This window comes from Haladaptatus ordinarius (genome assembly GCF_054177595.1).
This window is the reverse complement of sequence record NZ_JBPEHH010000001.1, coordinates 220892-245014: the sequence shown is the minus strand read 5'-3', so window position 1 is coordinate 245014 and position 24123 is coordinate 220892. Positions and strand designations below refer to the sequence as shown.

Below are 24123 nucleotides of genomic sequence, written 5' to 3'. Positions count from 1 at the left end.
ACGCACGAACAGAAGTGTTCGTTGCGCTCTGTCTCCGACTCGTGGTTGCAATCACCAACTACGAGCGAGGAAACGACCCGGGCTGCGAAAAGCTATGAGATGGATTCTATGACACGCTCAAATCGATGGTTAATCCACGAAAATCATTCGAAACTGGCTTTGAACCGCTGGCAGGCTTCAAAACCCCATTTGTGCCGTTTTCTGCTTCCGGCGTTCGCTCGGCGTAGACGCCTCGCTCACGAGTTGAAAGCAGAAAACGCCCGAAGCGGGATTTGAACCGAAGCAAGACATTCCTGCTCACTTCGTTGTACGGGCTGTGACTTGCAGGATTCAAACCCCTTTGTGACTTTTCCGAACTGGGCACTCGCTCGAAGCGTTGCTTCTCGCTCGTGCGTTGAGTTCGAAAAAGCGCCCGAGGCGGGATTTGAACCCGCGTCACAACCGTGACAGGGTTGTATGATGGGCCACTACACCACCCGGGCTAACGCATTCTCTCCTTTCTGGCTTGTTGGCTTAAGGCTTTCCAAACGGGAGGCGTGTGTGGCGGCGTATCGAGTGACGGTGTGGCGGCGTACCGAGTGACGGCAACTCGTTCCCGCGGCCCAAACGATTTATACCAGAACGAAGTAGATGCTGGTGTTAGAGAACTGCCCGCACACAGATGCGGGGTGCGATAGCCGGGCGTGTGCGCTCTAGTTAGCAAGCCTTAAATGAGTGCCGCCAGTAATACCCTGTAGTATCTCGTGATAGCCATTTCTCCCGCTGGCCAGAAAATCGCGCACACATGGTAGACGTAAGCAAACACAAACTCGTTCCGGAGCACTCCGTCGTCGACCAGGACGAACTGGACGAAGTGCTCGAGGAGTACGACATCAAAAGCACAGACTTACCAAAAATAAAGCGAGCGGACCCGGCGTTACCTGACGACGCAGAAATCGGTGACGTCATCAAGATCGTCCGCGACTCACGAACGACTGACCAAGCGGTCGTTTATCGACTTGTGGTAGAATAATGCAACGAGAAGACCGACACGCACTATCGAAAGAGTATTTCTCGAAAGAACGACTCGCAGAGCACCACTACCGCTCGTTCAACTCCTTCCTGAATCGCGGCATGCAGGAAGTGGTGACCGAGAAGGAGACCATCGACACCGACATCGGTGACAAAGAGGGCGAAGAACCGGTGTACGTCGAACTGGGTGACATCCGCGTTGTCACTCCACGCGTACGTGAGGCAGACGGGAGCGAAGAACTCCTCTACCCGCAGGAAGCCCGCCTCCGTAACATCACCTACGCCGCACCCGTGTTCATGGAGATGACCATCGTGAAAGGCGAAGGCGACGACAAGCGGGTCGTCGACACGACCGAGACGAAGGTCGGCCGGATGCCAATCATGGTCGGCTCCGAGAAGTGTAACATCTCGAACTTCGAGAAAGAGGACCTGGTCGAAATCGGTGAAGACCCCGCCGACCCCGGTGGTTACTTCATCGTCAACGGTTCGGAGCGCGTGCTGATGACCTCCGAAGACCTCGCGCCGAACAAGATTCTCGCCGAGTACGACACGAAGTACGGCGACGAGATTCAGGTCGCGAAGACGTTCAGCCAGCGCCGAGGGTACCGTGCGCTGGTGCTCGTCGAACGGACACGTGACGGCCTGCTCGAAGTGTCGTTCCCCTCGGTCTCGGGAAGCGTCAACTTCGTCACGCTCGTTCGCGCACTCGGGCTGGAATCCGACGAGGAGATCGTCCACCGCGTCTCCGACGACCCGGAAATCGTGAAGTTCATGCTCGAAAATCTGGAGGCTGCAGAGGTGCAGTCCCAGGAGGAAGCCATCGAGGCACTCGGGAAGCGAGTGGCGTCCGGACAGGGCAAAAACTACCAGTTGAAACGCGCGAACTACGTCATCGACCGCTACCTCCTGCCACACCTCCACGAGGACGGTGTGGAAGAAGAGGAAGTGCGGATCAACAAGGCGTACTACCTGGCTCGGATGGCCGAGGCGTGTTTCGAACTCGCGCTGGGTCGCCGCGATTCGGACGACAAGGACCACTACGCCAACAAACGCCTGAAGGTGTCCGGCAACCTGATGAAAGACCTGTTCCGGACGGCGCTGAACAAACTGGCGCGTGACGTGAAATACCAGCTTGAACGCGCGAACATGCGCAACCGGCAGTTGTCGGTGAACACCGTCGTCCGCTCCGACGTGCTCACCGAGCGCCTCGAACACCCGATTGCGACGGGGAACTGGGTCGGTGGTCGTTCGGGCGTGTCCCAACTGGTCGACCGGACAGACTTCATGGGCGTGCTGTCACACCTTCGTCGCCTGCGGAGTCCGCTCTCGCGGAGTCAGCCACACTTCGAGGCGCGTGACCTCCACGCGACCCAATGGGGTCGCATCTGTCCCTCCGAGACGCCCGAGGGGCCGAACTGTGGGCTGGTGAAGAACTTCGCGCAAGCGATGGAACTCAGTCAGAACATCGAGGACGAACAGGCACTCAAACAGGAACTGTCGTCGATGGGGGTCGAGGGCATCCCCGGAATCGAGAGTATCGAAGGGAGCGCAGACTAATATGAGTCAGGGACGAGAAGCGAAAGTTTACGTCAACGGCAGTTTGGTCGGGACACACCCCGACCCCGAACAGCTAGCAAATCAGGTACGAGAGGCACGCCGACGCGGCGACGTCAGCGAGATGGTGAACGTCTCGGTCAAAGACCGCACTCGCGAGGTCATCATCAACGCCGACGCGGGGCGTGCACGTCGCCCTCTCCTCGTCGTCGAAGACGGCGAAACGCTCGTCACGGAAGATGAGATGGAGGCACTCAAGCAGGGTGACTTCTCGTTCGAGGAACTCGTCGAGCGAGGCAAAATCGAGTTCATCGACGCCGAAGAAGAAGAAGACATCTACGTCGCGGTGGAAGAAGAGGACCTCAACGGCGACCACACGCACCTCGAAATCGACCCGCAACTCATCTTCGGTATCGGTGCCGGGATGATTCCGTACCCCGAACACAACGCCAGTCCGCGGATTACGATGGGTGCCGGGATGATGAAACAGTCGCTCGGCCTGCCGTCGGCGAACTACCGAATCCGCCCGGACACGCGCCAGCATCTCTTCCACTACCCGCAGTTGTCGATGGTGAAGACGCAGACGACCGAGCAGATCGGCTACGACGACCGCCCGGCGGCCCAGAACTTCACGGTCGCCGTGATGAGCTACGAGGGGTTCAACATCGAAGACGCCCTCGTGTTGAACGGCGGGTCGGTCGACCGTGCGCTCGCCCGGTCGCACTTCTTCCGCACCTACGAGGGTGAGGAACGACGCTACCCCGGCGGACAGGAAGACCGCTTCGAGATTCCGAGCGACGACGTGCGCGGTGCTCGTGGCGAGGACGCGTACACCCACCTCGACGAAGACGGACTGGTCAACCCCGAGACGCGGGTCGACGAAAACAGCGTCCTGCTCGGCAAGACCAGCCCGCCGCGGTTCCTCGAAGAGCCGGACGACATGGGTGGGCTGTCGCCCCAGAAGCGCCGCGAGACGAGCGTGACGATGCGCTCGGGTGAATCCGGCGTCGTCGACACCGTCACCCTGATGGAGGGCGAAGACGGCTCGAAGCTCTCGAAGGTGTCGGTACGCGACGAGCGAATCCCGGAACTCGGCGACAAGTTCGCGTCGCGACACGGGCAGAAGGGGGTCGTCGGCCACATTGCGCCACAGGAAGACATGCCCTTCACGCAAGAGGGCGTCGTCCCCGACCTCATCGTCAACCCGCACGCGCTCCCGTCGCGCATGACGGTCGGCCACGTGCTGGAGATGATCGGCGGCAAAGTCGGCGCGCTCGAAGGACGACGCGTCGACGGTACGGCGTTCACCGGCGAAGACCAAGAAGAGCTCCGCTCGGCGCTCGAAGAGCGCGGCTACAAATCGTCCGGCAAGGAGATAATGTACTCCGGCGTGACCGGCGAGAAGATCGAGGCGGAGATTTTCGTCGGCACCATCCTGTATCACAAGCTCTACCACATGGTGTCGAACAAGCTCCACGCCCGCTCGCGCGGGCCGGTACAGGTGCTCACGCGCCAGCCGACGGAAGGTCGCGCCCGCGAGGGTGGCCTGCGTGTCGGCGAGATGGAGCGTGAGGTGCTCATCGGTCACGGTGCGGCGCTGGCGCTCAAAGAACGACTGCTCGACTCCTCCGACCGCGAGTGGATCTACGTCTGCGGTCAGTGTGGGATGAGCGCAGTCGAGAACATCGACCAGAACCGCGTGTACTGTCCGAACTGCGAGGAGGAGACGGACATTCACGAAATCGAGATGAGCTACGCGTTCAAGCTCCTGCTCGACGAGATGAAGGCGCTCGGAATCGCCCCGCGACTCGAACTGGAGGACGCAGTCTAACATGGTAACGAATCAAACTCCCAAGGAAATCGGCTCCATCAGCTTCGGATTGATGGACCCGGAGGAGTACCGCGAGATGTCGGCGACGAAGATTATCACAGCCGACACGTACGACGACGACGGCTTCCCAATCGACATGGGGCTGATGGACCCCCGACTGGGCGTCATCGACCCGGGTCTGGAGTGTAAGACCTGCGGGCAACACTCCGGGTCGTGTAACGGCCACTTTGGTCACATCGAACTCGCCGCACCGGTCATCCACGTCGGCTTCACGAAGCTCATCCGCCGATTGCTTCGGGGCACCTGCCGGAACTGTTCCCGGTTGTTGCTCACGGAGGACCAAAAAGAGGAGTACCGGAGCATGCTGACCCGGACGAGGGAACTCGGCAACGACGTCAACGACGTGACGAAGGCCGCCATCCGGGAAGCGCGCAAGAAAGACAACTGTCCGCACTGTGGCGAAGTCCAGTACGACATCAACCACGAGAAACCGACGACGTACTACGAAGTTCAGCAGGTGCTCACGGGCGAGTACTCCGAGCGAATCGCCACCGCGATGCAGGGTCGAACCGAGGAGGGTGAAGAAGACGAGGAGCGCGAACCGGTTTCGCCGCCGGATTTGGCCGAGCAGACCGGCATCGACCTCTCCCGCGTCAACCAGATTATCTCGGGTGAGTTCCGCCCGCGCGAGGAAGACCGCAAGGCGCTCGAAAAGGCGCTCGACATCGACCTCACGACGGAGGATATGAACAAACTGATGCCCTCGGACATCCGCGACTGGTTCGAGGACATCCCGGACGAGGACGTGCGCGTACTCGGTATCGACGCCGACCGCTCGCGCCCCGAGTGGATGATTCTGACCGTCCTCCCGGTACCGCCGGTGACGGCCAGACCCTCGATTACCCTCGACAACGGCCAGCGGTCGGAAGACGACCTGACCCACAAACTGGTGGACATCATCCGCATCAACCAGCGGTTCATGGAGAACCGCGAGGCCGGTGCGCCACAACTCATCATCGAGGACCTGTGGGAACTGCTCCAGTACCACGTCACGACGTTCATGGACAACGAGATTTCGGGGACGCCGCCCGCCCGTCACCGCTCCGGACGTCCACTCAAGACGCTCAGCCAGCGGTTGAAGGGCAAGGAGGGCCGCTTCCGTGGTTCGCTGTCCGGAAAGCGCGTGAACTTCTCGGCGCGGACAGTCATCTCGCCCGACCCGACGCTCTCGTTGAACGAGGTCGGTGTGCCACAGCGCGTCGCCCGCGAGATGACCCAGACGATGAACGTCACGCCGCGCAACATCGAGGAAGCGCAGCGATATGTTCGAAACGGACCCGAGGGGCATCCCGGTGCCAACTACGTCAAACGCCCCGACGGGCGACGACTGAAGGTCACCGAGAAGAACTGCGAAGAACTCTCGGAGAAGGTCGAACCCGGTTGGGAGGTCAACCGGCATCTGGTCGACGGCGACATCGTCATCTTCAACCGCCAGCCGTCGCTCCACCGGATGTCGATTATGGCACACGAAGTGGTGGTGATGCCGTACAAGACGTTCCGCCTGAACACCGTCGTCTGCCCGCCGTACAACGCCGACTTCGACGGGGACGAGATGAACATGCACGCACTCCAGAACGAGGAGGCCCGCGCGGAGGCGCGCGTGCTCATGCGCGTGCAGGAACAAATCCTGTCGCCGCGCTTCGGTGAGAACATCATCGGTGCGATTCAGGACCACATCTCCGGAACCTACCTCCTGACCCACGAGAACCCGCAGTTCAACGAGACGCAGGCGTTAGACCTGCTCCGTGCGACCCGAATCGACGAACTGCCGGAAGCAGACGGGGAAGAAGGCGGGACGCCGTACTGGACCGGTCGAACGCTCTTCTCGGAACTCCTGCCCGACGGACTGGAACTGGAGTTTTCGAGTTCGGCTGGCGACACCGTCGTCATCGAGAACGGCCAACTCGTCTCCGGGACCATCGACGAGGACGCAGTCGGCGCGTTCGGCGGGGAAATCGTCGACACTATCTGCAAGGTGTACGGCGAGACCCGCGCCCGCCACTTCATCAACGAAGTCGCGACGCTGGCGATGCGTGCGATAATGCACTTCGGTTTCTCCATCGGTATCGACGACGAGACGATTCCGACGGCGGCCCAGGAACAGATCGACGAGGCAATCGACAACGCCTACGACCGCGTCGAGGAACTCATCACGACGTACGAGAACGGCGACCTCGAATCCCTGCCCGGCCGCACCGTAGACGAGACGCTGGAGATGAAGATAATGCAGACGCTGGGGAAGGCGCGTGACTCCGCCGGCGACATCGCGGAAGACCACTTCGCCGGCGACAACCCGGCGGTCGTCATGGCCGAGTCCGGTGCCCGTGGGTCGCTGCTCAACTTGACTCAGATGGCTGGCTGTGTCGGCCAGCAGGCAGTTCGCGGTGAGCGAATCAACCGTGGCTACGAAGACCGTACGCTCAGCCACTATCAGGAGAACGACCTCTCCGCAGACGCCCACGGTTTCGTGGAACACTCCTACACCGGCGGATTGAGTCCGCTGGAGTTCTTCTTCCACGCGATGGGTGGCCGCGAGGGCCTGGTGGACACGGCAGTTCGTACCTCCAAGTCCGGCTACCTCCAGCGTCGTCTCATCAACGCACTCTCCGAACTCGAAACCCAGTACGACGGAACGGTGCGCGACACCAGCGACACCATCGTCCAGTTCGAGTTCGGCGAGGACGGCACCTCGCCGGTTCGGGTGTCCTCGGACGAGGAGAACCCCATCGACGTAGAGAACATCGCAGACCGAATCATCGACGAGGAGTTCGACAGCGAGAACCGCAAGCTAGAGTTCCTCGGCGAGCGGCGCCCGCCGACGAACCTCTCCGAACACGCCGACGCACGGCAGGTGGAATCAGATGACTGAAATCTCAGACGACATCGAGGCCGTCGTGGAAGACACCGAACTTCCGCGACGACTCAAGGACGAAGTGTACGAGACCATCGAATCGCGCGACGGTGTCACCGTCGAACAGGCCGACGAAATCGCTCGCGCGGTCGAAACCCGGTATTTCAACACGCGGGTCGACCCGCTCGACCCCGTCGGAACGGTGAGCGCCCAGTCCATCGGCGAACCGGGGACGCAGATGACGATGAACACGTTCCACTACGCGGGTGTGGCGGAAATCGACGTGACCCAGGGCCTGCCACGGCTCATCGAACTGGTCGACGCCCGCAAGACGCCGGACACGCCGATGATGACGGTGTATCTAGACGAAGAGTACGCCGACGACCGCGAGCGTGCCCACGAAGTCGTCTGGCAAATCGAGGCGACGAAGATACTGGCGCTCGGCGACATCTCGACCAACGTCGCCGACATGATCGTCTCCATCAACCTGAACGAGGATACGCTCGAAGAGCGGATGATAACGCCCGACGAAATCGCGGGCATCATCGAGGACAGTCTCGGTGTCCAGACGACCCAGCAGGGGACGGTCATCGAGTTCGGGCCCGACCAGCCAAGTTACCGAAAGCTCCTGCAGTTGGTCGAGGAACTCCGCGAAATCGTCTTCAAGGGTATCGAGGAGATTACGCGCGTCGTCATCCGCAAAGAACAACTCGACGACGGCGAGGAGTTCGTCCTCTACACCGAGGGGTCGGCGTTCGGTGACGTCATCGAAATCGACGGTGTAGACGCCTCGCGCACCACCTCGAACAACATCCACGAAATCTATCGCAACCTCGGCGTCGAGGCGGCCCGCGAGGCCATCATCGAGGAGACGATGGACACCCTCGAAGAGCAGGGGCTGGACGACGTGAACGTTCGACACCTGATGCTCGTCTCGGACATCATGACGAACCGAGGCACCATCGAATCCATCGGTCGCCACGGTATCTCCGGCAGTAAGGAATCCGTCCTCGCACGTGCAGCGTTCGAAGTGACGGTGAATCACCTGCTTGACGCCGCCATCCACGGCGAGATAGACGACCTGAACGGCGTCATCGAGAACGTCATCGTCGGCAAACCCATCAAACTCGGCACGGGCGACGTGAACCTCCGGATGGGCTCGGTGAGTCGCGGAGCCGAACCCTCCGACTGATGACGGTCACCCTCTCCGATGCGGCGCGCCAGTACATCGCCCTGTTCGAGGACGAGACGGGCGCGACTGCCCGCGACTGTGTCGTGCTCGAAGACGACGGCGACGAGAAGCGCGTCGTCTTTGTCGTCAAGCCGGGCGACATGGGTCGGGCAATCGGTCCCGGCGGGAAGAACGTCCAGACTGTCCAGGAGCGACTCGGCGCAGACGTGGAACTGGTCGAAGACGCCGATACGGCGGCGGCGTTCGTCGCCAACGCGCTCGCCCCCGCCGAGGTGTACCACGTCACCATCAGCGAGAACGAGGACACGGTGGCCTACGCCGAGGTCGCACAGGAAGACACCGGCGTCGCCATCGGAGCAGGTGGGCGAAACATCGAAACGGCGAAACTGCTGGCTGCGCGTCACTTCGACGTCAACGACATCCAGTTGACGTAGGCCGTGGTCGGTTTTTGCGGTTCTGTTCCAGAGGCTCTGTCGCTCTTGGTGGCGACAGAAACTATTCGCGTCACTCGAACCGCTGCACTCGAAAGCGGTGACGGTGACGGGGTTCAACGAACCCGTTGGCTCGCCTTAGAATCGATGAAACGGTCTCAAATCCCTTTATCGACCCTTTTCGAGCGACCTGCGGGCGTTTCGCCGGTTGCAAAAGGGGACGCTTAAGTAGCTCCGTCGGATAGTCCCGGACATATGGCGAACGGTAAGTACGCAGCTCGCAAGCTGAAGAAAGACCGCCAGAATCACCGGTGGTCTGACTCCGATTACGCCCGACGCGAGCGCGGTCTCGGGGAGAAATCCGATCCCCTCGAAGGCGCGCCGCAGGGCCGAGGTATCGTGCTGGAGAAAGTGGGCATCGAAGCGAAACAGCCCAACTCCGCGATTCGAAAGTGTGTCCGTGTCCAGCTCATCAAGAACGGAAAGCAGGTCACGGCGTTCTGCCCCGGCGACGGTGCCATCTCGTTCATCGACGAACACGACGAGGTCACCATCGCGGGTATCGGCGGTGCGAAGGGTCGCGCGATGGGCGACCTCTCCGGCGTGAACTACAAGGTAGAGAAAGTTAACGGCGTGAGCCTGCAAGAACTGGTTCGCGGGAACGCAGAGAAACCGGTGCGATAACCATGTCGGCAGACGAAGAACAACCGGAACCCGACTCGCACGTCGGCACGGAAGACGAGGGCGCGGCGGCGAAACTGTTCGGCACGTGGGACGTGACGAACGTCGAGTACAACGACCCGAGCACCGAGCGCTACATCTCGGTCACGCCGGTCGCCCACACGATGGGCCGCCACGCCGGAAAGCAGTTCCAGAAGAGCGAGGTCAGCATCGTCGAGCGTCTCATCAACCGTCTCATGCAGACGGAAGAGAACACGGGCAAGAAACAGCAGACGATGAAGATCGCCCGCGCCGCGTTCGAAATCATCAACGAACGAACCGAGGAGAACCCGGTGCAGGTGCTCGTCCGCGCGGTCGAGAACGCCGCCCCGCGTGAGGAAACCGTTCGCCTGAAATACGGTGGCATCTCCGTCCCGAAGGCAGTCGACGTCGCGCCCCAGCGTCGCGTCGACCAGTCGCTCAAGTTCATCGCGGAGGGTGCCTACAGCGCCTCGTTCAAGACTCCGACCGACGCCGAGGAGGCGCTGGCACAGCAGATCATCGGTGCGGCGGACTACGACGTGCAGACCTACGCTATCAACCAGAAAGAAGAGAAAGAGCGCGTCGCGGCCGCGGCACGCTAACGATTCGGCTCTCTTTGGACTTCTCTCGTTTATCGAATTCGTGGAGAGCTATCGGTTCGACGGCGGTATGTTTGATGAATCTCGGGCAGTACAATTCGGTATAATTTAGTACATCCTGTCGAGGGATTCTTCTCGAACGTTCTCTATCGCTCTGGTTGTAGTGAGTGGATTACCGCAGTGGCGTTGTCTCAGAAAGCCCTCTGTCGTTCTCTCCGAAACGAACCAGCTACCGCAGCAGAGTAGTCCCCGAAAGCCCCCGCCGTCTCGACTCGGGCGTCTCGCTGCGCTCCTCACCTCAGTCGCGTTGCTCCCTCGGTTTGCGGTGCTTGGCTGGCGAGAGCGAAGCTCTCGCTGCCTCCCCCTCGCTCACGTGCGTTCACTCGCGGGAGCTTCGTCGGCCTTCGTCCAGACGGCGGCCCCTTTCAGTCCACCCAGACGACAGTCACCGCCCCGCACCCGCCACCGCCCCTCGTCCTCCCCAGCCTCCTCGCTTCGCTCGTCCCTCGCGCGGAGGCGCACCATAATGACTAAGATAACTTTTGAAAGTCAAGGAACTTCTGACACCACTTCTTTGCGAAGCTAATGCGTTCGGTTATTTGCTCGAACGTCTCCTGAACGAGAGCTTTGAACTCGTTTTCGTTTTCCACGATAATTGGGCACATCGTCCACTTGAGGTAATCCCAAATTTTCTCGATTGGATTGAGATGCGGTGAGCTTGTGGGGAGAAAGATCAGGTCGATACCGAGTTGATGCGCACGCTTTCGCGTGTGTTTACAGATATGAGATCCGTGCTTGTCCAAGACGAGCAGAATCCGCGACGCCGGATTCTGCTCGCGGACCTTCTCTAAGACCTCGCAAATCCGTTCTTTCTCTTCAGTTTCTTTGAACGTAACGAGACTCTCGCCGTTAAGCGCATAGAACCCGACAGCTGAATCGTCCGTCTTGACTAGTGGTCGTTCGATATGAGGATCGTCAACGTACCAGACTCGGCGTGAATTATCGTATGGCTGTGGCTTTGACGCATCGAAGAAGCCCAGGATGGTTCCACCGTCGGTGCAAACATTATCGTCAACAACCCATCCATCGTCATCTTCACCCTCGCGTTTGTTGTGTGGCTGATCGTCCTCGTCGAGCGCGTCGTCGACGCGCTCTTCGAGGATTTCATCTGGATTCTCTGGCTGATGAGGCCGCTTTGGCCGTGGTTTCGCGTACGAAAGCCCAAGATTTCGAAGGAACGTCCCGAGATAATTCCGGCTATACTCGACGCCGAATTCTTCCTTGAGAAGACACTGAATTTCCTGTGATTTCCAAGGCTGACCGTCACGAAGCATCTCGATCAGCTCTTCTTGTTCGTCTTTGTCGAGTTTCGGGGGCCGACCGCCCCCGAAACTCGGCATGAGTTCTTCGAGCCCACCTTCATTCCAGGCTTCTGCCCAGCGATCACCGGTGGCCGCCGACCTGCCTTCTCGGTCGGCGGCCTCCGGAATCGAGTCTCCCTGATAGATGTTTTTCAGGAACCCAAGACGCCGAAGTCGATGATCATCTTCAGCCTCACGCAGCAATTCGTCGATCTCCTCTTCAGACAAGTGATGCTTGATCTCCTTGCGACGTGAGCGCTCCATGAACGACAATCGGTCTTAACTCACAAAAGTTTTCGTACTCATTAAGGTGCGCCTCCGCGCGAGATTGCGATGGCAGGCTCACCAGCCCCCGAGCGTCCACACCAGTCAAGCACGAAAGCGCGCCAACCCGTCCTAGGAATCCCTGGTGGACTGAAAGGGCGAGTGGGGTAGGCGAAGCACGACGAAGCTCTCGTGAACGAATGTGAACGAGAGGCAGCGAGAGCGAAGCTCTCGCCAGCTAAGCACCGCAGGGAGCGAACGAAGTGAGCGACTGAGGAGCACAGCGAGGCGCGCAAGTCTAGCCCACGAGGGCTTTCTGGGACAACGCCACTGCGGTAGCTAGCTTTCCTCGAAGAGAACGCCAGAAATCATCCGGAGACTGCTAGTCCGCCGCTTGCTCTTCAGTTGAATTCGGCCCGCCGAGGACGTACTCGCGCGAGGCGTCGACCAGTTCTTTCCGGTACTCGCTCTCGTCGGGGTCGTCGGCGAGCGAGAGGAACCGGTACTTGAACCCTTGAACGTCCACGGTCGGTGCGTCGCGGGAGGCGGTCCGCGCGAGGTCGTAGAGGCGGTGGTCGCGTTCTACGAGGTCGTGACGTTCGACCAGCGCGAGGGCGAAGGCGGCGTTGACGGCGGTCATCTCCGGGTCCGCGGTGGCCGTCATCCGCCTCCCGCGGGAGTAGGCCGGTCGGTCCGCGATGGCGGCGGCGAGTTCGGATTCGAGGAACGCGACGAGTTTGTCGGTCGGCCCGACGCGGAGGGTGATGTCGTCGGCGTAGATATCTTTCATGTGGTTCGCTATCTGGTAGCAGTGGGTGAGCTTCCGACGTTCGACCGACCGTCCGGAGAAGGCGAGGAACAACGCTTCGGCAGTCGACTGCATGTGCGAGGGGTGGGCCTGTTCGTGGCGGGCCATGTGCGAGTACTCGTGGAGGACGAGTTCGCGGGCCATCGCGCTGGTCGCAGCCTGTTCGGAGATGTTGAGCACGTGGTAGTCGTCGGGGTGGGCGGTCCACGTGCGCTCGTCCGGGTCGGAGCGAACGCGCACCCGGACGGGGCGTTCTAAGTCTCGTTCGGTTTCGAAGAGGTCGGAGGCGCTGAGAAACGGCGTGGGGGACGTAGAACCGAGTACTCGAATATCCATGCGTGCAGTTGGCACGGGTTGGACGTGTATTACTCTTGTGCTCAGTGTGACCGTTTCGCAGTGAAACGGAGCGTTTCTCCCCGGTTCACGGGCGGGCAAAACACTACGCTTTTCAACCTCGTACAGGTAGGGATACCCATATATGGGCAGACGAAAGAAGATCGTCGAACAGTGCGAGCGGCTCATGGACAAACCGGAGCAGATCCGGAACATCGCCATCGCCGCCCACGTCGACCACGGTAAAACGACACTGACGGACAACCTCCTCGCTGGTGCGGGTATGATCGCCGACCAAGGGGAAGCCACCCAGTTGATGATGGACACGGAGGAGGACGAACAGGAGCGCGGTATCACCATCGACGCGGCCAACGTCTCGATGACCCACGAGTACGAAGGTGAAGGCCACCTTATCAACCTCATCGACACGCCGGGCCACGTGGACTTCGGTGGCGACGTGACTCGTGCGATGCGTGCCGTCGACGGTGCGCTCGTCGTCGTGGACGCCGTCGAGGGCGCGATGCCGCAGACGGAGACCGTCGTCCGACAGGCACTCCGTGAGGGCGTTAAGCCGGCTCTGTTCATCAACAAGGTGGATCGACTCATCTCGGAACTCCAAGAGGGTCCCGAGGAGATGCAACGCCGCCTGCTCAACGTCATCGACGACGTGAATGAGCTGATCCGCGGCATGACCGAGGACATGGACGACGTGGACGACTGGACCGTCTCCGTCGAAGACGGAACCGTCGGGTTCGGGTCGGCACTCTACAAATGGGGTGTCTCCATGCCGTCGATGCAAGCGACGGGCATGGACTTCGGGGACATCATGGAACTCGAACGAAACGACAAGCGCCAAGAGCTTCACGAGAAGACGCCGCTGTCGGACGTTATCCTCGACATGGTCTGTGAACACTTTCCGGATCCCATCGAGGCTCAGCCCCGCCGTATCCCCCGCGTCTGGCGTGGTGACGACGAATCGGAACTCGCCGAACAGATGCGGCTCGTGGATCCGGACGGCGAAGTCGTCCTGATGGTCACCGACATCGGTATCGACCCGCACGCTGGCGAAATCGCCGCAGGACGTGTCTTCTCCGGTACGCTGGAGAAGGGCCAAGACCTCTACGTCTCCGGCACCGTCGGCACCAACCGAGTGCAGAGCGTCGGTATCTACATGGGTGGCGAACGCGAAGAAGTAGAGCGCGTCCCCGCCGGGAACATCGCGGCCGTCACCGGTCTGAAAGACTCTATCGCCGGTTCAACGGTGTCGAGCGTGGAGATGACGCCGTTCGAGTCCATCGAACACATCAGCGAACCCGTCATCACGAAATCCGTCGAGGCAAAGAACATGGACGACCTGCCGAAACTCATCGAGACGCTTCGACAGGTCTCCAAAGAAGATCCGACTATCCAAATCGATATCAACGAGGACACGGGGGAACACCTCATCAGCGGACAGGGTGAACTCCACCTCGAAGTCATCACTCAGCGTATCGAGCGTAACCAGGGTATCCCGGTGACGACTGGTGAGCCTATCGTCGTCTTCCGCGAGAAGGTACAGGGGGCAACCACCGAAGTCGAAGGTATCTCCCCGAACCGCCACAACCGGTTCTACATCACGGTCGAACCGCTGTCGGACGAAATCGTCGAGAAGTTAAAACTCGGGGACATCTCGATGGACATGCCCGAACAGGATCGCCGTGAGGCGCTCCAAGAGACCGGCATGGACAAGGATACCAGCCAGAACGTGGAACACATCCACGGGACGAACATCCTCATCGACGACACGAAGGGTATCCAGCACCTGAACGAGACGATGGAACTCGTCATCGAGGGTCTCACAGAGGCACTTGACGACGGCCCGCTCGCAGCGGAACCCGTCGAGGGGACACTCATCAGGCTCCACGACGCGCGCCTCCACGAGGACACCATCCACCGTGGTCCGGCGCAGGTAATCCCTGCGGTTCGACAAGCAGTCCACAACGCGCTCATCCACGGTCACGTGAAACTCCTCGAACCGATTCAGAACGTCCGTATCGACGTGCCGAACGAGCACATGGGCGCGGCGTCCGGCGAGATTCAGGGTCGCCGTGGCCGCGTTGACGACATGTACCAGGAGGGCGACCTCATGGTCGTCGAAGGTGTCGCGCCAGTTGACGAGATGATCGGGTTCTCCTCGGACATCCGCAGTGCGACGGAAGGTCGTGCGTCGTGGAACACGGAGAACGCCGGGTTCCGCGTCATGGCAGACAACCTCCAACCCGAGACCATCATGGAAATCCGAGAGCGCAAGGGCATGAAGCTGGAACTGCCGCCGGGCGTGGATTACTTCTAACCGACGTTATCGCTCTTTCGGCGTCGGACACTCCTCCGACGTTTCTTTCTTTACGTCTCGGGACGACGAGCGAGTGCTCTCGCTACTCGAAGGCGTCGGCCGTAACTCTCGGTGCATTACTGCGAAAACAGCTATCGCTCGCCCCGGTGGACGATTTTCGCATCGCAGACGGGACAGACTTGCTCACGGCTGTTGAACGCCGTCTGGCAGAACGCGCAGACGTGGTTCGTTTCCGCACTGGAACTCTTTGCGCCGACCGCATCTGTGAATCGCATCTGTTTCACCTGACTTCCCGATTCAAGTTCCAGGGGTATTACTACGCGCTCGTTAACCCACCGGATAACGTCTGACTAACCCCCGTTGCAAACCGTTTTGCTTTCGTTATACCGCGACGCCGTCACCGGAACGGAGAATTTTGTGACCGACTGAAGGTTTATTGTCGCCCGTGCCCGAATCCTGCTATCATGACCGACCACGATGGGCGTGTGCAGGCATACACGGTTCGGCTGGAACTGGCCGACGAACCGGGAGAACTGCTCCGCGCCCTCGAACCTATCGCCGACTCCGGCGGTAATTTACTCAGCGTCTTCCACGAGCGCGGTTCACTCACCCCGCGCGGCCACATTCCGGTCGAGGTGGATTTGGAGTGTCCGCCGGATAGATTCGACGCCATCGTCTCCGCTCTCCGCGAAGGGAGTGTGAACGTCATCCGCGCCGGGGCCGAGCGATACGACGAGGAGATGACGGTCATCCTCACCGGCCACATCATCGACACCGACGTGTCAGACACGCTCTCGCGGATTACGACCGAATCCAACGCGTCCGTCGTCGACATCTCGCTTTCGGCTCCAGAAGGTACGAGCGACGTCTCCAGTGCGCGACTCCGCCTCGCCACGGACGCTACAGAGACGGGCGACGTGCTCGATACCGTGAACGCAATCGCAGACGAGAAGGGATTGACCGTCATCGAACCGCTGACCGACGCGGAGGGCGGGGCATGAGACTCGCGGTGCTCGGCTCGGGGGCCGTCGGTCGGTCGGTCGCCGAACTCGCTGGCGAGTACGGTCACACGGTCACGGCGCTCGCAGATTCGGAGAGTGCGGTCGTCGACAGTGCCGGAATCGACGTCGAGTCTGCGCTCGCCCGCAAGGACAGCGACGGTCGCGTCGGGACGCTCGACGCAGATGCTGCGCTCGGAGGCGAGTACGACGTGCTGGTCGAGGCGACGCCGACGACGCTCGGTGACGCACAACCGGGGTTCGGTCACGCACGCGAGGCGCTCCGTGCCGACCGCCACGTCGTACTGGCGAACAAAGGCCCAGTCGCAGAACGCTACGGCGAGTTGCGTGCGCTCGAACGGGAGAGCGAGGGTCGCGTACAGTTCGAAGCGACTGTCGGGGGTGCGATACCCATCCTCTCTACCATCACCGACGTGGGTGCGAGAAACGTCACCGCGGTTCGCGGCGTGCTGAATGGAACCGCGAACTTCGTCCTCTCTCGGATGGCGACGGAGGGGTTAAGCTACGAACACGTCCTCGCGGAGGCCCAGGACCTCGGCGTAGCAGAGGCAGACCCGTCGTTCGACGTGGACGGGACGGACGCCACGTTGAAATGCGTCATCCTCGCCAACGTTCTGTTCGACGGGGGCTACGCGATAGAGGACGCCGAGGTTGCAGGCATCCGTGACCTGCCGGGAAGTGCGCTCGAACTGGCCGCGGAAGACGGTCGGACGATTCGACTCGTGGGTGAAGTCGCGCGCGACGGCGTCCGGGTCGGCCCGCGGCTCGTCCCTGAGCACGGAACGCTTGCGGTGTCCGGTACGCGGAACATCGTGCAGTTCGAGACCAGGTACGCAGGACGACTCAACATCAGCGGTCGCGGTGCAGGTGGCCCCGAGACCGCGACCGCCGTCCTGTCCGACGTGACGCGGTTAGAACGGGAGGAATAATCACTCTCCGTTCACTCTCGTCCGTGTCACATGTTCCCACTAACCGCCAGACGGCGGCCAGATAGCCTGCATAGCGTATCGAAATGGTTTTAACCGCTTCTGCCAAATCATTCCGACAGAGCGCGTCTTCGCGTGAGATACCAATGAGCGACAAACCACACCAGAATCTGGCCATCATCGGCCACGTTGACCACGGTAAGAGCACGCTGGTCGGGCGACTCCTCTACGAGACGGGGAGCGTACCCGAGCACGTCATCGAACAGCACAAAGAAGAAGCCGAAGAGAAAGGCAAGGGCGGCTTCGAGTTCGCCTACGTGATGGACAACCTCGCAGAAGAGCGTGAGCGTGGTGTGACCATCGACATCGCCCACCAGGAGTTCGACACTGACGAGTATTACTTCACCATCGTCGACTGTCCTGGCCACCGTGACTTCGTGAAGAACATGATCACCGGTGCGTCCCAGGCGGACAACGCGGTGCTCGTCGTCGCGGCCGATGACGGTGTCGCGCCCCAGACGCAGGAACACGTCTTCCTCGCGCGAACGCTGGGTATCAACGAACTCATCGTCGCCGTGAACAAGATGGACGTCGTCGATTACTCGGAAGACACCTACAAGGAGGTCGTCTCCGAGGTCAAGAACCTGCTCAACCAGGTTCGTTTCAACACCGACGACGCCGAGTTCATCCCGATTTCGGCGTTCGAGGGCGACAACATCGCCGAGCGGAGCGATAACACGGGATGGTACGACGGTGCCATCCTCCTCGAAGCTCTCAACAACCTCGAGGCACCCGAACCGCCGACCGACGCACCGCTCCGCCTGCCGATTCAGGACGTCTACACCATCTCCGGTATCGGTACCGTGCCGGTCGGCCGTATCGAGACGGGTACGCTGAACACGGGCGACAATGTCTCGTTCCAGCCGAGCGACGTCGGTGGCGAGGTCAAGACCATCGAGATGCACCACGAAGAGGTGCCGAAGGCAGAACCCGGCGACAACGTCGGATTCAACGTCCGTGGCATCGGCAAGGACGACATCCGTCGCGGTGACGTCTGTGGTCCTGCCGACGACCCGCCGAAGGTCGCCGAGACGTTCACCGCCCAGCTCGTCGTGATGCAACACCCCTCGGTCATCACGGCCGGGTACACGCCGGTCTTCCACGCCCACACGGCGCAGGTCGCCTGCACCATCGAGTCCATCGACAAGAAGATGGACCCCGCCAGCGGCGAGGTCGCAGAAGAGAACCCGGACTTCATCAAGTCCGGCGACGCCGCCGTCGTGACGGTCCGACCGCAGAAGCCACTCAGCATCGAACCGTCCGGCGATATTCCGGAACTCGGCTCCTTCGCTGTCCGTGACATGGGTCAGACCATCGCGGCAGGGAAGGTTCTCGAAGTCAACGAGAAATAAACGATGCAACAGGCACGAGTCCGACTCGCAGGAGCCAACCCCGGCGACCTCGACGCCATCTGTGACGACGTCCGAGAGATCGCCGAGAAGACCGGCGTCTCCCTGAGCGGTCCGATTCCGCTCCCGACGAAGACGCTGGAGATTCCCACACGCAAGTCGCCCGACGGCGAGGGCACCGCGACGTGGGAACACTGGGAGATGCGTGTCCACAAGCGTCTCATCGACCTCGACGCCGACGAGCGCGCCCTTCGTCAGTTGATGCGCATCCAGGTTCCGAACGACGTGAGCATCGAAATCGTCCTCGAAGACTGAGCGACACGGCCGCTAACTGGTCTCGCGGGCCGGACCGCACGATTGGGTGACGCGCTGGTCTTCGACCTCTCTAACCTTCCTTCGTTTTCTCGATTGGACCAGCGACGGCACCGGCACGACTATTTTTGTGGTTCGAGTGACAATACGGTGTATGCGACTTCCGCGCTCGCCCACGGTGCAGACGCTCGTCGTCTTCTTCGTCGTGTTCGCTCTCCAGTCTCTCGTCCGATTCGTCAGTCCGATTGCGGCGCTCGGACTGTTCGCCCTCGCACCGCCCGTCGCGGTGCGTCCCTGGACGCTCCCGGTGAGCGTCTACGCCCACGCCAACCTCGCACATCTCGTTTCGAACGCCATCGCGCTCTTGTTCGCGGGATTGCTGGTCGAGCGCGTGACGACGACGCTGCGCTTTCACGCCTACTTCCTGACGGTGGGGATGGTGGCAGGCCTGACGCAGGTGTGGGTCAGCGGACTGTTCTCTCCGACCGTTCCCGCAGTGCTCGGTGCCAGTGGTGCTGTGTTCGGCCTGTTCGGCTACCTGCTCGCGGGCAATCCCGTCGCCGACGCGGTGCTCGGCCGGCTTCGTCTCTCGCGCCGTGCCCAACTCGTCGTGGTGCTCGGCCTCGCCTTCCTCGCCACCCTGACGACCGCCGCGCCCGGCGTGGCGCTCATCGCCCACTTCACCGGGTTCGTACTCGGATTAATCGCGGGACGGCTTCACATCCTGCGCGTCGAAACACAAGGTACTAATAACGCCCGTCCGGTATGAAATCGTGAGGGCTCGTAGATCAGTGGCAGATCGCTTCCTTCGCAAGGAAGAGGCCCCGGGTTCAAATCCCGGCGAGTCCACTCGACTCACTACGTTCGTCTCGTTTCCTCGCCGGTCACACTCGCTCTGCTCGCGTAACCCCCGGCGAGTCCATCCGAGCGGGATTTCAATCCGACGAATTGCGTGCCGGTGTAATAGCGTTCTCGAAGCGTGGACGGAGAACGAAACGGGTAGGGTTCGATAGTCGCTGTCCGCGCGCGTCGCAACGTCGTTCGCCCACAACCCGACAGTTGTTTCTCGTCAGGTAACCGTTTCACACCGCATCTTCCAGTTTCACGGCCCCAAACTGCGAAATTCGACCGAACCGCTCTCACCGACGGGAACCACCGTTCCAGTCAGTTCTGCTACAGGATCTCACGCTTAGCTGGGGTATAATAAAGCGGGTACGGGTGTTCTCTCGAAGTACGCCCGGAGCACGGGTGTGACAGAATCGGTGGTGTTCGACGGTGCCGGAGGCTCTGGTGGCGAGCTGGCCTCTCGCCGAGTTTCGGCCACGCCTCCCACGAAAGTTTGTCGTCGTGAACACCTGTCGGCTTTTTCGGACGAACCGGACTTCCAACTGAGAAATTTCGATACAGAACCATGAATCAGGATATCGACGACGTAGACCGTGGAATCCTCCACTTGCTGCAACGTGACGCTCGTAACACGACGACGACGGAGATGGGGAACGCTGTTTCCGTCTCCGCCAGCACCGTCGGGAACCGACTCCAGCGCCTGGAAGCCGATGGAATCGTCAAGGGATATCACCCGCAGATCGACTACCACCACGCTGGATTTCCCCTCCGCGTCCTCTTCATCTGCACTGCACCGATTCCGAACCGCGAAGAAATCGCAGAACGGGCGCTCGACACACAGGGCGTAGTGAACGTCAAAGAAATCATGTCCGGGGTCGATAACATCCACGTCGAGGCAGTCGCGACGGACCGTGAGGAAGTGTCCGCAATCGGAAAGCAACTCGACGACGTCGGCTTGGACGTGACGAACCAGGTGCTCGTGAAAAACGAACACATCCAGCCGTTCGACCACTTCGGTGACGACCACGTCGACGAGTAACCGCCCCACACCACTTCGAATATCGGTAATTATTAGGTTTATTATACGATTTATACAGATTTATCCGGTATATTTATTCATCGCCGAAGCCACCAAGTAGACGCTGGAATGGAACGTACTTCCTACTGTCTTCAGGAGGGTGAAGCGCCGAGTGTCGGTGTCGTCAACGCGATTGCAGACCACGAGGGGAGAGCATCCGACGGTGTGGAGAAACAACTGTACGACGTCATCGACCCGGACGCCTTGGACGCACTCTTCGGACCGCGGGCGGACGGCGAACCTCGAAACCGAGGAAAGACTGTTTTCACGTACGGAAAGTATCGAATCACGTACGAAAGCGACGGCTGGATACACGTCGTCGACGATACCGCCGACTCGACCGCATCCGGGACGACGCCCGCAGACGAGTGATCACACGAGTTCCGCGAGCGTCGTCCCGATAGCCTTAGCGTATTCTTCTGCGTCGTAGCCGAGTCGCTCCCGCCAGATATTTTCGTACGATGGATGCAACAACGGCAGGGCCGTCACGCCGAGTCGGTCGCACTCGACGGGCGCGAGCACACACTCGAGAAAGCTCTCCAGCGGAATCGACTCGAACTCGAAGAGGATACTTGTGGCGTGTTTTCCCGTCGGAACGACGACGGCAGGGCGAACCTGCGCAATCTCCGTCCGCAGGTGGGAGAAGCATCGGTCGAGTTCGGTGCGTCGAGGCGCTCGGTTCGAGCCGTCGTCCCCTTCCGGGAAACACTTCACCGCGTTCGTGAAGTAGGCGTCGTACCCCAGTTCGTCGAATAGCGCGCGAATCTTCCGCCCCGAGTGACGCGACGTGTACGCCATCCCCGTCCAGTTGCCCCCCTGCCATCGCACCGCGTCGGGGGTTCCGGCGCTGGGTGCTTCACCGACGACCATCACGTCCGCATCCAGCGGTCCGTTGCCCCACGAGATGCAGTTTCGACACGCGACGAGGTCGGGACAGCGCGTGCAGTTCGGTTCGACGACGTTCCGTGAGTCGGGGTCTGGGAACGACGGCATTCTCACTTCCGGGCGTCAGTCCTCTTCGACCACTTCGATACCGCGATTGTTGACGGCGTTGGGGTCGAGTCCGATCTCTTCTAGATACTGCTTGTACTCGCGTTCGCAGGCCTCTGCGTCCGCCTGCTTGTCGCTGGCGCGGTCACAGAGCGCCACGAGGTCTTCGGGCACGTCGTTCGTGTAGACGATCCAGTGGTTGATGAGGTCGGAGAGTCGCCGAATCGGACTGGTGAAGTGGCCGTATATCTCGAAGTTCAGCGCGTGGTGGCCACCGAAGGGGTCGCTCATGTATCGGGCGCGGGGCATCACCTTCATCACAGCCCACTGAATCTTATCGAGCTGGCGCGCAGGCGCCTCTTCCAGCGTCGCGTTGACCGCCTTCCGTGGGTCGTCCCACGTGCTCCCCGGAATCGAGACGCCGTCCAGGTCCTGAATCTCCTGTAACGCTTTGCTCCACTCGTCCGGCGTCGGCTGTGGGTGGACGCGGTACATCGCCTCGACACCGCGGCCCCACATCAACTCGTGGGTGACCGCCTTGTTCGCTTTCAGCATCGACTCCTCGATGAGCGTGTGTGCGCGATCGCGTCGCGGGTTGAGGACGAGACTGCCGTCTTCTTTGCGCTGTTCGTGCATCTGGTCTGCGAGTTCGAACGCGAGTTTACACTCCTCGTGGAGCGGCGCGTCCTCGTCGTCGATTCGGTTTTCCGCCTGGGAGTAGGTGAGTCGCTCGTCGCTCTCGATGACGGATTTGTAGATGTCGATGGTTTCGTACGAGAGCGTCTCCTTGTCCAGGTGCATCTCGACCGTGTGGGCGAGGCGGTCTTCGTTCGGCACGAGCGAACAGACGGTCTCGGCCAACATCGGTGGAAGCATGTGAATCGTGTACGCCGGCAAGTACACCGTGTTCCCCCGCTCGACGGCTTCGGCCCACATGTTCGACTCCGGATGGACGTAGTGGGTGACGTCGGCGATGTGGACCCAGAGGACGTACTCGTCGTCGCGCTCTTCGATGGAGATGGCGTCGTCGAAATCCTGCGCATCCACGGGGTCGGTCGTCCACGTCGTCATGTCGCGCAGGTCCTCGCGCTCTCCTACTTCGTCCTGAATCTCCGTCTGGATGTCCTCGGTTCGTTTTTCCGCCTCGGTCATCACCGCTTGCGGAAACTTATCACGTATCTCGAACTTCTCGAACAACTGCTCGCGCTTGTCTTCGAGTCGCTCGGCGAGTTCCGGCGAAATCTCGACTGGCCCTTGGCCTTCGGCCGTTCCGGCTTCGGCCTGTGCATCGCTCGTCATGGCCGTCGGTAGGAGAGTCGGCAAGTTAGTCGTATCGACTGGTCAGTCCTCTCGCTCTTCCAACGGTCCGTAGCGGTCGCGGATGGCGGCTTCGTACCGGGCGAAAAAATCGTCCCGTTCGACGTTCCCTGCGTCGATTTCGACGAGAATCGTCTCTAACTCGTCGCGCGGCTGATGACAGAGGTCGCGGTGACACGTCTTACACAGGTGTTCGAACGACTTCCCGTTCCGTTCCCAGCGGTTCCCCTCCTTGTCGTATTCGCGGGCCGCTGAGCGGTCGACGGCGTCACCACACGCGATGCAGACAACCGACTTTTTCTCCCGGTTCCGCCGGGAACCCCACATACCTCCTCATTCGTCGTCCTCCCATTTCGCCCTTTCCCCCAGTTCCGGTCACACGGTGAACTCGTACAGGTCGTCGCCGACGAAGTGGACCGACTCGACGACCTTACCGGAGTCGCCGACCATATCGTCGCCGGACGTTTTCGCGCGTCCGACGGCGAGCACCTTGCCGTGGGTCTCTTCCGCGATGACGACGAGGTCGCCGGACTCGATGGATTCGTCGGCCTCTACGATGCCCGGACGCATCACGTCGGCCCCGTCACTGACGAACGATACTGCTCCCGCGTCGACCGTGACGACACGACTCGTCGGAGGGTGTGCGTTCGCACCCTGAACCGTGAGAAACGGTTCGTCGGCCACGTAGACGACGGTCGGGTCACCGTCGACGAGGACGAGGTCGAACTCGGTCCCTTCTAGCTCGACGAGTTCGTAGGTGTCCGCGTCCAGTTCGACGCCGAGCGACTCGCGGAGTGTGCTCTCGATTTCTTTGACCTCGTCGCTTCGGAGGTGGTGACGAGACTTGACTTGCATATCTCCAGGTGTGTCGTTTTCAGCCATAAACCCACCCGTTTC

General features: G+C 60.9%; 24 protein-coding genes and 2 tRNA genes. 17 read left to right on the top strand and 9 right to left on the bottom strand.

Annotation, left to right across the window (positions count from 1 at the left end):
* Window positions 1-409: 409 nt before the first annotated feature.
* A tRNA-Asp gene (locus ACR3FF_RS01315) sits at window positions 410-482 on the bottom strand.
* A gap of 302 nt (window positions 483-784) precedes the next feature.
* Between ACR3FF_RS01315 and ACR3FF_RS01310 the strand changes: the two genes are divergently transcribed.
* The 8 genes from ACR3FF_RS01310 to ACR3FF_RS01275 all read left to right on the top strand — a co-directional run bounded on the left by ACR3FF_RS01310 (window position 785) and on the right by ACR3FF_RS01275 (window position 10234).
* Complete coding sequence (locus ACR3FF_RS01310; RefSeq protein WP_458185342.1) at window positions 785-1012, top strand: DNA-directed RNA polymerase subunit H; 228 nt, start codon at window positions 785-787, stop codon at window positions 1010-1012.
* Entirely contained in the window at window positions 1012-2568 is a 1557-nt protein-coding gene (locus tag ACR3FF_RS01305) for a DNA-directed RNA polymerase subunit B'' (RefSeq protein ID WP_458185340.1), read from the top strand. Before ACR3FF_RS01310 ends, ACR3FF_RS01305 begins: the two co-directional genes overlap by 1 nt.
* A 1-nt stretch (window position 2569) precedes the next feature.
* Window positions 2570-4396 carry a DNA-directed RNA polymerase subunit B gene (rpoB, locus tag ACR3FF_RS01300; RefSeq protein ID WP_458185338.1) on the top strand — a complete coding sequence of 609 codons (1827 nt, stop codon included), beginning with the start codon at window positions 2570-2572 and terminating at the stop codon, window positions 4394-4396.
* A 1-nt stretch (window position 4397) separates the two neighbouring features.
* The gene (locus ACR3FF_RS01295) at window positions 4398-7325 is read left to right on the top strand and encodes a DNA-directed RNA polymerase subunit A' (RefSeq protein ID WP_458185336.1); all 2928 of its coding nucleotides are present in this window, start codon (window positions 4398-4400) and stop codon (window positions 7323-7325) included.
* Complete coding sequence (rpoA2, locus tag ACR3FF_RS01290) at window positions 7318-8499, top strand: DNA-directed RNA polymerase subunit A'' (protein WP_458185334.1); 1182 nt, start codon at window positions 7318-7320, stop codon at window positions 8497-8499. Before ACR3FF_RS01295 ends, rpoA2 begins: the two co-directional genes overlap by 8 nt.
* On the top strand, window positions 8499-8933 hold the full coding sequence (locus tag ACR3FF_RS01285; RefSeq protein ID WP_458185333.1) for a NusA-like transcription termination signal-binding factor: 435 nt from the start codon (window positions 8499-8501) through the stop codon (window positions 8931-8933). The genes rpoA2 and ACR3FF_RS01285 overlap by 1 nt, the downstream gene beginning before the upstream one ends.
* Window positions 8934-9185: 252 nt before the next feature.
* Window positions 9186-9614: a 30S ribosomal protein S12 gene (locus tag ACR3FF_RS01280; RefSeq protein WP_458185332.1), complete on the top strand. Its 429-nt coding sequence runs from the start codon at window positions 9186-9188 to the stop codon at window positions 9612-9614.
* Between the two features lie 2 nt (window positions 9615-9616).
* Entirely contained in the window at window positions 9617-10234 is a 618-nt protein-coding gene (locus tag ACR3FF_RS01275; protein ID WP_458185330.1) for a 30S ribosomal protein S7, read from the top strand.
* Between the two features lie 366 nt (window positions 10235-10600).
* On the opposite strand, the gene ACR3FF_RS01270 is transcribed toward ACR3FF_RS01275, so the two are convergent.
* The 3 genes from ACR3FF_RS01270 to ACR3FF_RS01260 form a co-directional block, all read right to left on the bottom strand.
* Complete coding sequence (locus tag ACR3FF_RS01270; RefSeq protein WP_458185328.1) at window positions 10601-10756, bottom strand: hypothetical protein; 156 nt, start codon at window positions 10754-10756, stop codon at window positions 10601-10603.
* A 5-nt stretch (window positions 10757-10761) separates the two neighbouring features.
* On the bottom strand, window positions 10762-11856 hold the full coding sequence (locus ACR3FF_RS01265; protein ID WP_458185326.1) for an IS630 family transposase: 1095 nt from the start codon (window positions 11854-11856) through the stop codon (window positions 10762-10764).
* A gap of 382 nt (window positions 11857-12238) precedes the next feature.
* Window positions 12239-13000, bottom strand: a complete 762-nt coding sequence (locus ACR3FF_RS01260; protein WP_458185325.1) for a DUF5781 family protein — start codon at window positions 12998-13000, stop codon at window positions 12239-12241.
* A gap of 142 nt (window positions 13001-13142) precedes the next feature.
* Between ACR3FF_RS01260 and ACR3FF_RS01255 the strand changes: the two genes are divergently transcribed.
* The gene (locus tag ACR3FF_RS01255) at window positions 13143-15329 is read left to right on the top strand and encodes an elongation factor EF-2 (protein ID WP_458185323.1); all 2187 of its coding nucleotides are present in this window, start codon (window positions 13143-13145) and stop codon (window positions 15327-15329) included.
* A gap of 131 nt (window positions 15330-15460) precedes the next feature.
* On the opposite strand, the gene ACR3FF_RS01250 is transcribed toward ACR3FF_RS01255, so the two are convergent.
* A complete protein-coding gene (locus tag ACR3FF_RS01250) occupies window positions 15461-15604 on the bottom strand; it encodes a hypothetical protein (protein ID WP_458185322.1) in 144 nt (47 codons plus the stop codon).
* 189 nt (window positions 15605-15793) lie between these two features.
* On the opposite strand from ACR3FF_RS01250, the gene ACR3FF_RS01245 reads away from it, so the two are divergent.
* The 8 genes from ACR3FF_RS01245 to ACR3FF_RS01210 all read left to right on the top strand — a co-directional run bounded on the left by ACR3FF_RS01245 (window position 15794) and on the right by ACR3FF_RS01210 (window position 21291).
* Window positions 15794-16330 (top strand): amino acid-binding protein, encoded by a 537-nt coding sequence (locus ACR3FF_RS01245; RefSeq protein WP_458185321.1) that lies wholly within the window; start codon window positions 15794-15796, stop codon window positions 16328-16330.
* Window positions 16327-17277 carry a homoserine dehydrogenase gene (locus tag ACR3FF_RS01240; protein ID WP_458185319.1) on the top strand — a complete coding sequence of 317 codons (951 nt, stop codon included), beginning with the start codon at window positions 16327-16329 and terminating at the stop codon, window positions 17275-17277. The genes ACR3FF_RS01245 and ACR3FF_RS01240 overlap by 4 nt, the downstream gene beginning before the upstream one ends.
* Before the next feature lie 143 nt (window positions 17278-17420).
* Complete coding sequence (gene tuf / locus ACR3FF_RS01235) at window positions 17421-18686, top strand: translation elongation factor EF-1 subunit alpha (RefSeq protein WP_458185317.1); 1266 nt, start codon at window positions 17421-17423, stop codon at window positions 18684-18686.
* Window positions 18687-18689: 3 nt separating this feature from the next.
* Window positions 18690-18998, top strand: a complete 309-nt coding sequence (rpsJ, locus tag ACR3FF_RS01230) for a 30S ribosomal protein S10 (protein ID WP_458185315.1) — start codon at window positions 18690-18692, stop codon at window positions 18996-18998.
* A 151-nt stretch (window positions 18999-19149) separates the two neighbouring features.
* Window positions 19150-19764, top strand: a complete 615-nt coding sequence (locus tag ACR3FF_RS01225; protein ID WP_458185313.1) for a rhomboid family intramembrane serine protease — start codon at window positions 19150-19152, stop codon at window positions 19762-19764.
* Window positions 19765-19772: 8 nt separating this feature from the next.
* A tRNA-Ala gene (locus tag ACR3FF_RS01220) sits at window positions 19773-19844 on the top strand.
* A 562-nt stretch (window positions 19845-20406) separates the two neighbouring features.
* Window positions 20407-20880 (top strand): Lrp/AsnC family transcriptional regulator, encoded by a 474-nt coding sequence (locus ACR3FF_RS01215; RefSeq protein ID WP_458185311.1) that lies wholly within the window; start codon window positions 20407-20409, stop codon window positions 20878-20880.
* A 108-nt stretch (window positions 20881-20988) separates the two neighbouring features.
* Window positions 20989-21291, top strand: a complete 303-nt coding sequence (locus ACR3FF_RS01210) for a HalOD1 output domain-containing protein (protein WP_458185309.1) — start codon at window positions 20989-20991, stop codon at window positions 21289-21291.
* Here ACR3FF_RS01210 and ACR3FF_RS01205 read toward each other — a convergent pair whose 3' ends face one another.
* From ACR3FF_RS01205 to ACR3FF_RS01190, 4 genes are read right to left on the bottom strand one after another with little or no spacing between them, the layout of a single operon-like run.
* Window positions 21292-21912 (bottom strand): uracil-DNA glycosylase, encoded by a 621-nt coding sequence (locus tag ACR3FF_RS01205; RefSeq protein ID WP_458185307.1) that lies wholly within the window; start codon window positions 21910-21912, stop codon window positions 21292-21294. It abuts the gene before it with no gap.
* 15 nt (window positions 21913-21927) lie between these two features.
* A complete protein-coding gene (locus ACR3FF_RS01200) occupies window positions 21928-23208 on the bottom strand; it encodes a ribonuclease catalytic domain-containing protein (protein WP_458185306.1) in 1281 nt (426 codons plus the stop codon).
* Window positions 23209-23250: 42 nt separating this feature from the next.
* Window positions 23251-23553 (bottom strand): DUF7562 family protein, encoded by a 303-nt coding sequence (locus ACR3FF_RS01195; RefSeq protein WP_458185305.1) that lies wholly within the window; start codon window positions 23551-23553, stop codon window positions 23251-23253.
* 48 nt (window positions 23554-23601) lie between these two features.
* On the bottom strand, window positions 23602-24081 hold the full coding sequence (locus ACR3FF_RS01190) for an RNA-binding protein (RefSeq protein ID WP_458185303.1): 480 nt from the start codon (window positions 24079-24081) through the stop codon (window positions 23602-23604).
* Window positions 24082-24123 lie beyond the last annotated feature (42 nt).

Excerpts from the sequence above, each read along its gene's own strand:
- ACR3FF_RS01275 (WP_458185330.1), top strand. The coding sequence starts at position 9,617 with ATGTCGGCAGACGAAGAACAACCGGAACCCGACTCGCACGTCGGCACG.
- ACR3FF_RS01260 (WP_458185325.1), bottom strand. The coding sequence starts at position 13,000 with ATGGATATTCGAGTACTCGGTTCTACGTCCCCCACGCCGTTTCTCAGC.
- rpoB (WP_458185338.1), top strand. The coding sequence starts at position 2,570 with ATGAGTCAGGGACGAGAAGCGAAAGTTTACGTCAACGGCAGTTTGGTC.
- tuf (WP_458185317.1), top strand. The coding sequence starts at position 17,421 with ATGAGCGACAAACCACACCAGAATCTGGCCATCATCGGCCACGTTGAC.
- ACR3FF_RS01255 (WP_458185323.1), top strand. The coding sequence starts at position 13,143 with ATGGGCAGACGAAAGAAGATCGTCGAACAGTGCGAGCGGCTCATGGAC.
- ACR3FF_RS01205 (WP_458185307.1), bottom strand. The coding sequence starts at position 21,912 with ATGCCGTCGTTCCCAGACCCCGACTCACGGAACGTCGTCGAACCGAAC.
- ACR3FF_RS01265 (WP_458185326.1), bottom strand. The coding sequence starts at position 11,856 with ATGGAGCGCTCACGTCGCAAGGAGATCAAGCATCACTTGTCTGAAGAG.
- ACR3FF_RS01285 (WP_458185333.1), top strand. The coding sequence starts at position 8,499 with ATGACGGTCACCCTCTCCGATGCGGCGCGCCAGTACATCGCCCTGTTC.
- ACR3FF_RS01270 (WP_458185328.1), bottom strand. The coding sequence starts at position 10,756 with ATGGTGCGCCTCCGCGCGAGGGACGAGCGAAGCGAGGAGGCTGGGGAG.
- ACR3FF_RS01245 (WP_458185321.1), top strand. The coding sequence starts at position 15,794 with ATGACCGACCACGATGGGCGTGTGCAGGCATACACGGTTCGGCTGGAA.
- ACR3FF_RS01190 (WP_458185303.1), bottom strand. The coding sequence starts at position 24,081 with ATGCAAGTCAAGTCTCGTCACCACCTCCGAAGCGACGAGGTCAAAGAA.
- ACR3FF_RS01280 (WP_458185332.1), top strand. The coding sequence starts at position 9,186 with ATGGCGAACGGTAAGTACGCAGCTCGCAAGCTGAAGAAAGACCGCCAG.
- rpsJ (WP_458185315.1), top strand. The coding sequence starts at position 18,690 with ATGCAACAGGCACGAGTCCGACTCGCAGGAGCCAACCCCGGCGACCTC.
- rpoA2 (WP_458185334.1), top strand. The coding sequence starts at position 7,318 with ATGACTGAAATCTCAGACGACATCGAGGCCGTCGTGGAAGACACCGAA.
- ACR3FF_RS01305 (WP_458185340.1), top strand. The coding sequence starts at position 1,012 with ATGCAACGAGAAGACCGACACGCACTATCGAAAGAGTATTTCTCGAAA.
- ACR3FF_RS01200 (WP_458185306.1), bottom strand. The coding sequence starts at position 23,208 with ATGACGAGCGATGCACAGGCCGAAGCCGGAACGGCCGAAGGCCAAGGG.
- ACR3FF_RS01295 (WP_458185336.1), top strand. The coding sequence starts at position 4,398 with ATGGTAACGAATCAAACTCCCAAGGAAATCGGCTCCATCAGCTTCGGA.
- ACR3FF_RS01310 (WP_458185342.1), top strand. The coding sequence starts at position 785 with ATGGTAGACGTAAGCAAACACAAACTCGTTCCGGAGCACTCCGTCGTC.
- ACR3FF_RS01240 (WP_458185319.1), top strand. The coding sequence starts at position 16,327 with ATGAGACTCGCGGTGCTCGGCTCGGGGGCCGTCGGTCGGTCGGTCGCC.
- ACR3FF_RS01210 (WP_458185309.1), top strand. The coding sequence starts at position 20,989 with ATGGAACGTACTTCCTACTGTCTTCAGGAGGGTGAAGCGCCGAGTGTC.
- ACR3FF_RS01215 (WP_458185311.1), top strand. The coding sequence starts at position 20,407 with ATGAATCAGGATATCGACGACGTAGACCGTGGAATCCTCCACTTGCTG.
- ACR3FF_RS01250 (WP_458185322.1), bottom strand. The coding sequence starts at position 15,604 with ATGCGATTCACAGATGCGGTCGGCGCAAAGAGTTCCAGTGCGGAAACG.
- ACR3FF_RS01195 (WP_458185305.1), bottom strand. The coding sequence starts at position 23,553 with ATGTGGGGTTCCCGGCGGAACCGGGAGAAAAAGTCGGTTGTCTGCATC.
- ACR3FF_RS01225 (WP_458185313.1), top strand. The coding sequence starts at position 19,150 with ATGCGACTTCCGCGCTCGCCCACGGTGCAGACGCTCGTCGTCTTCTTC.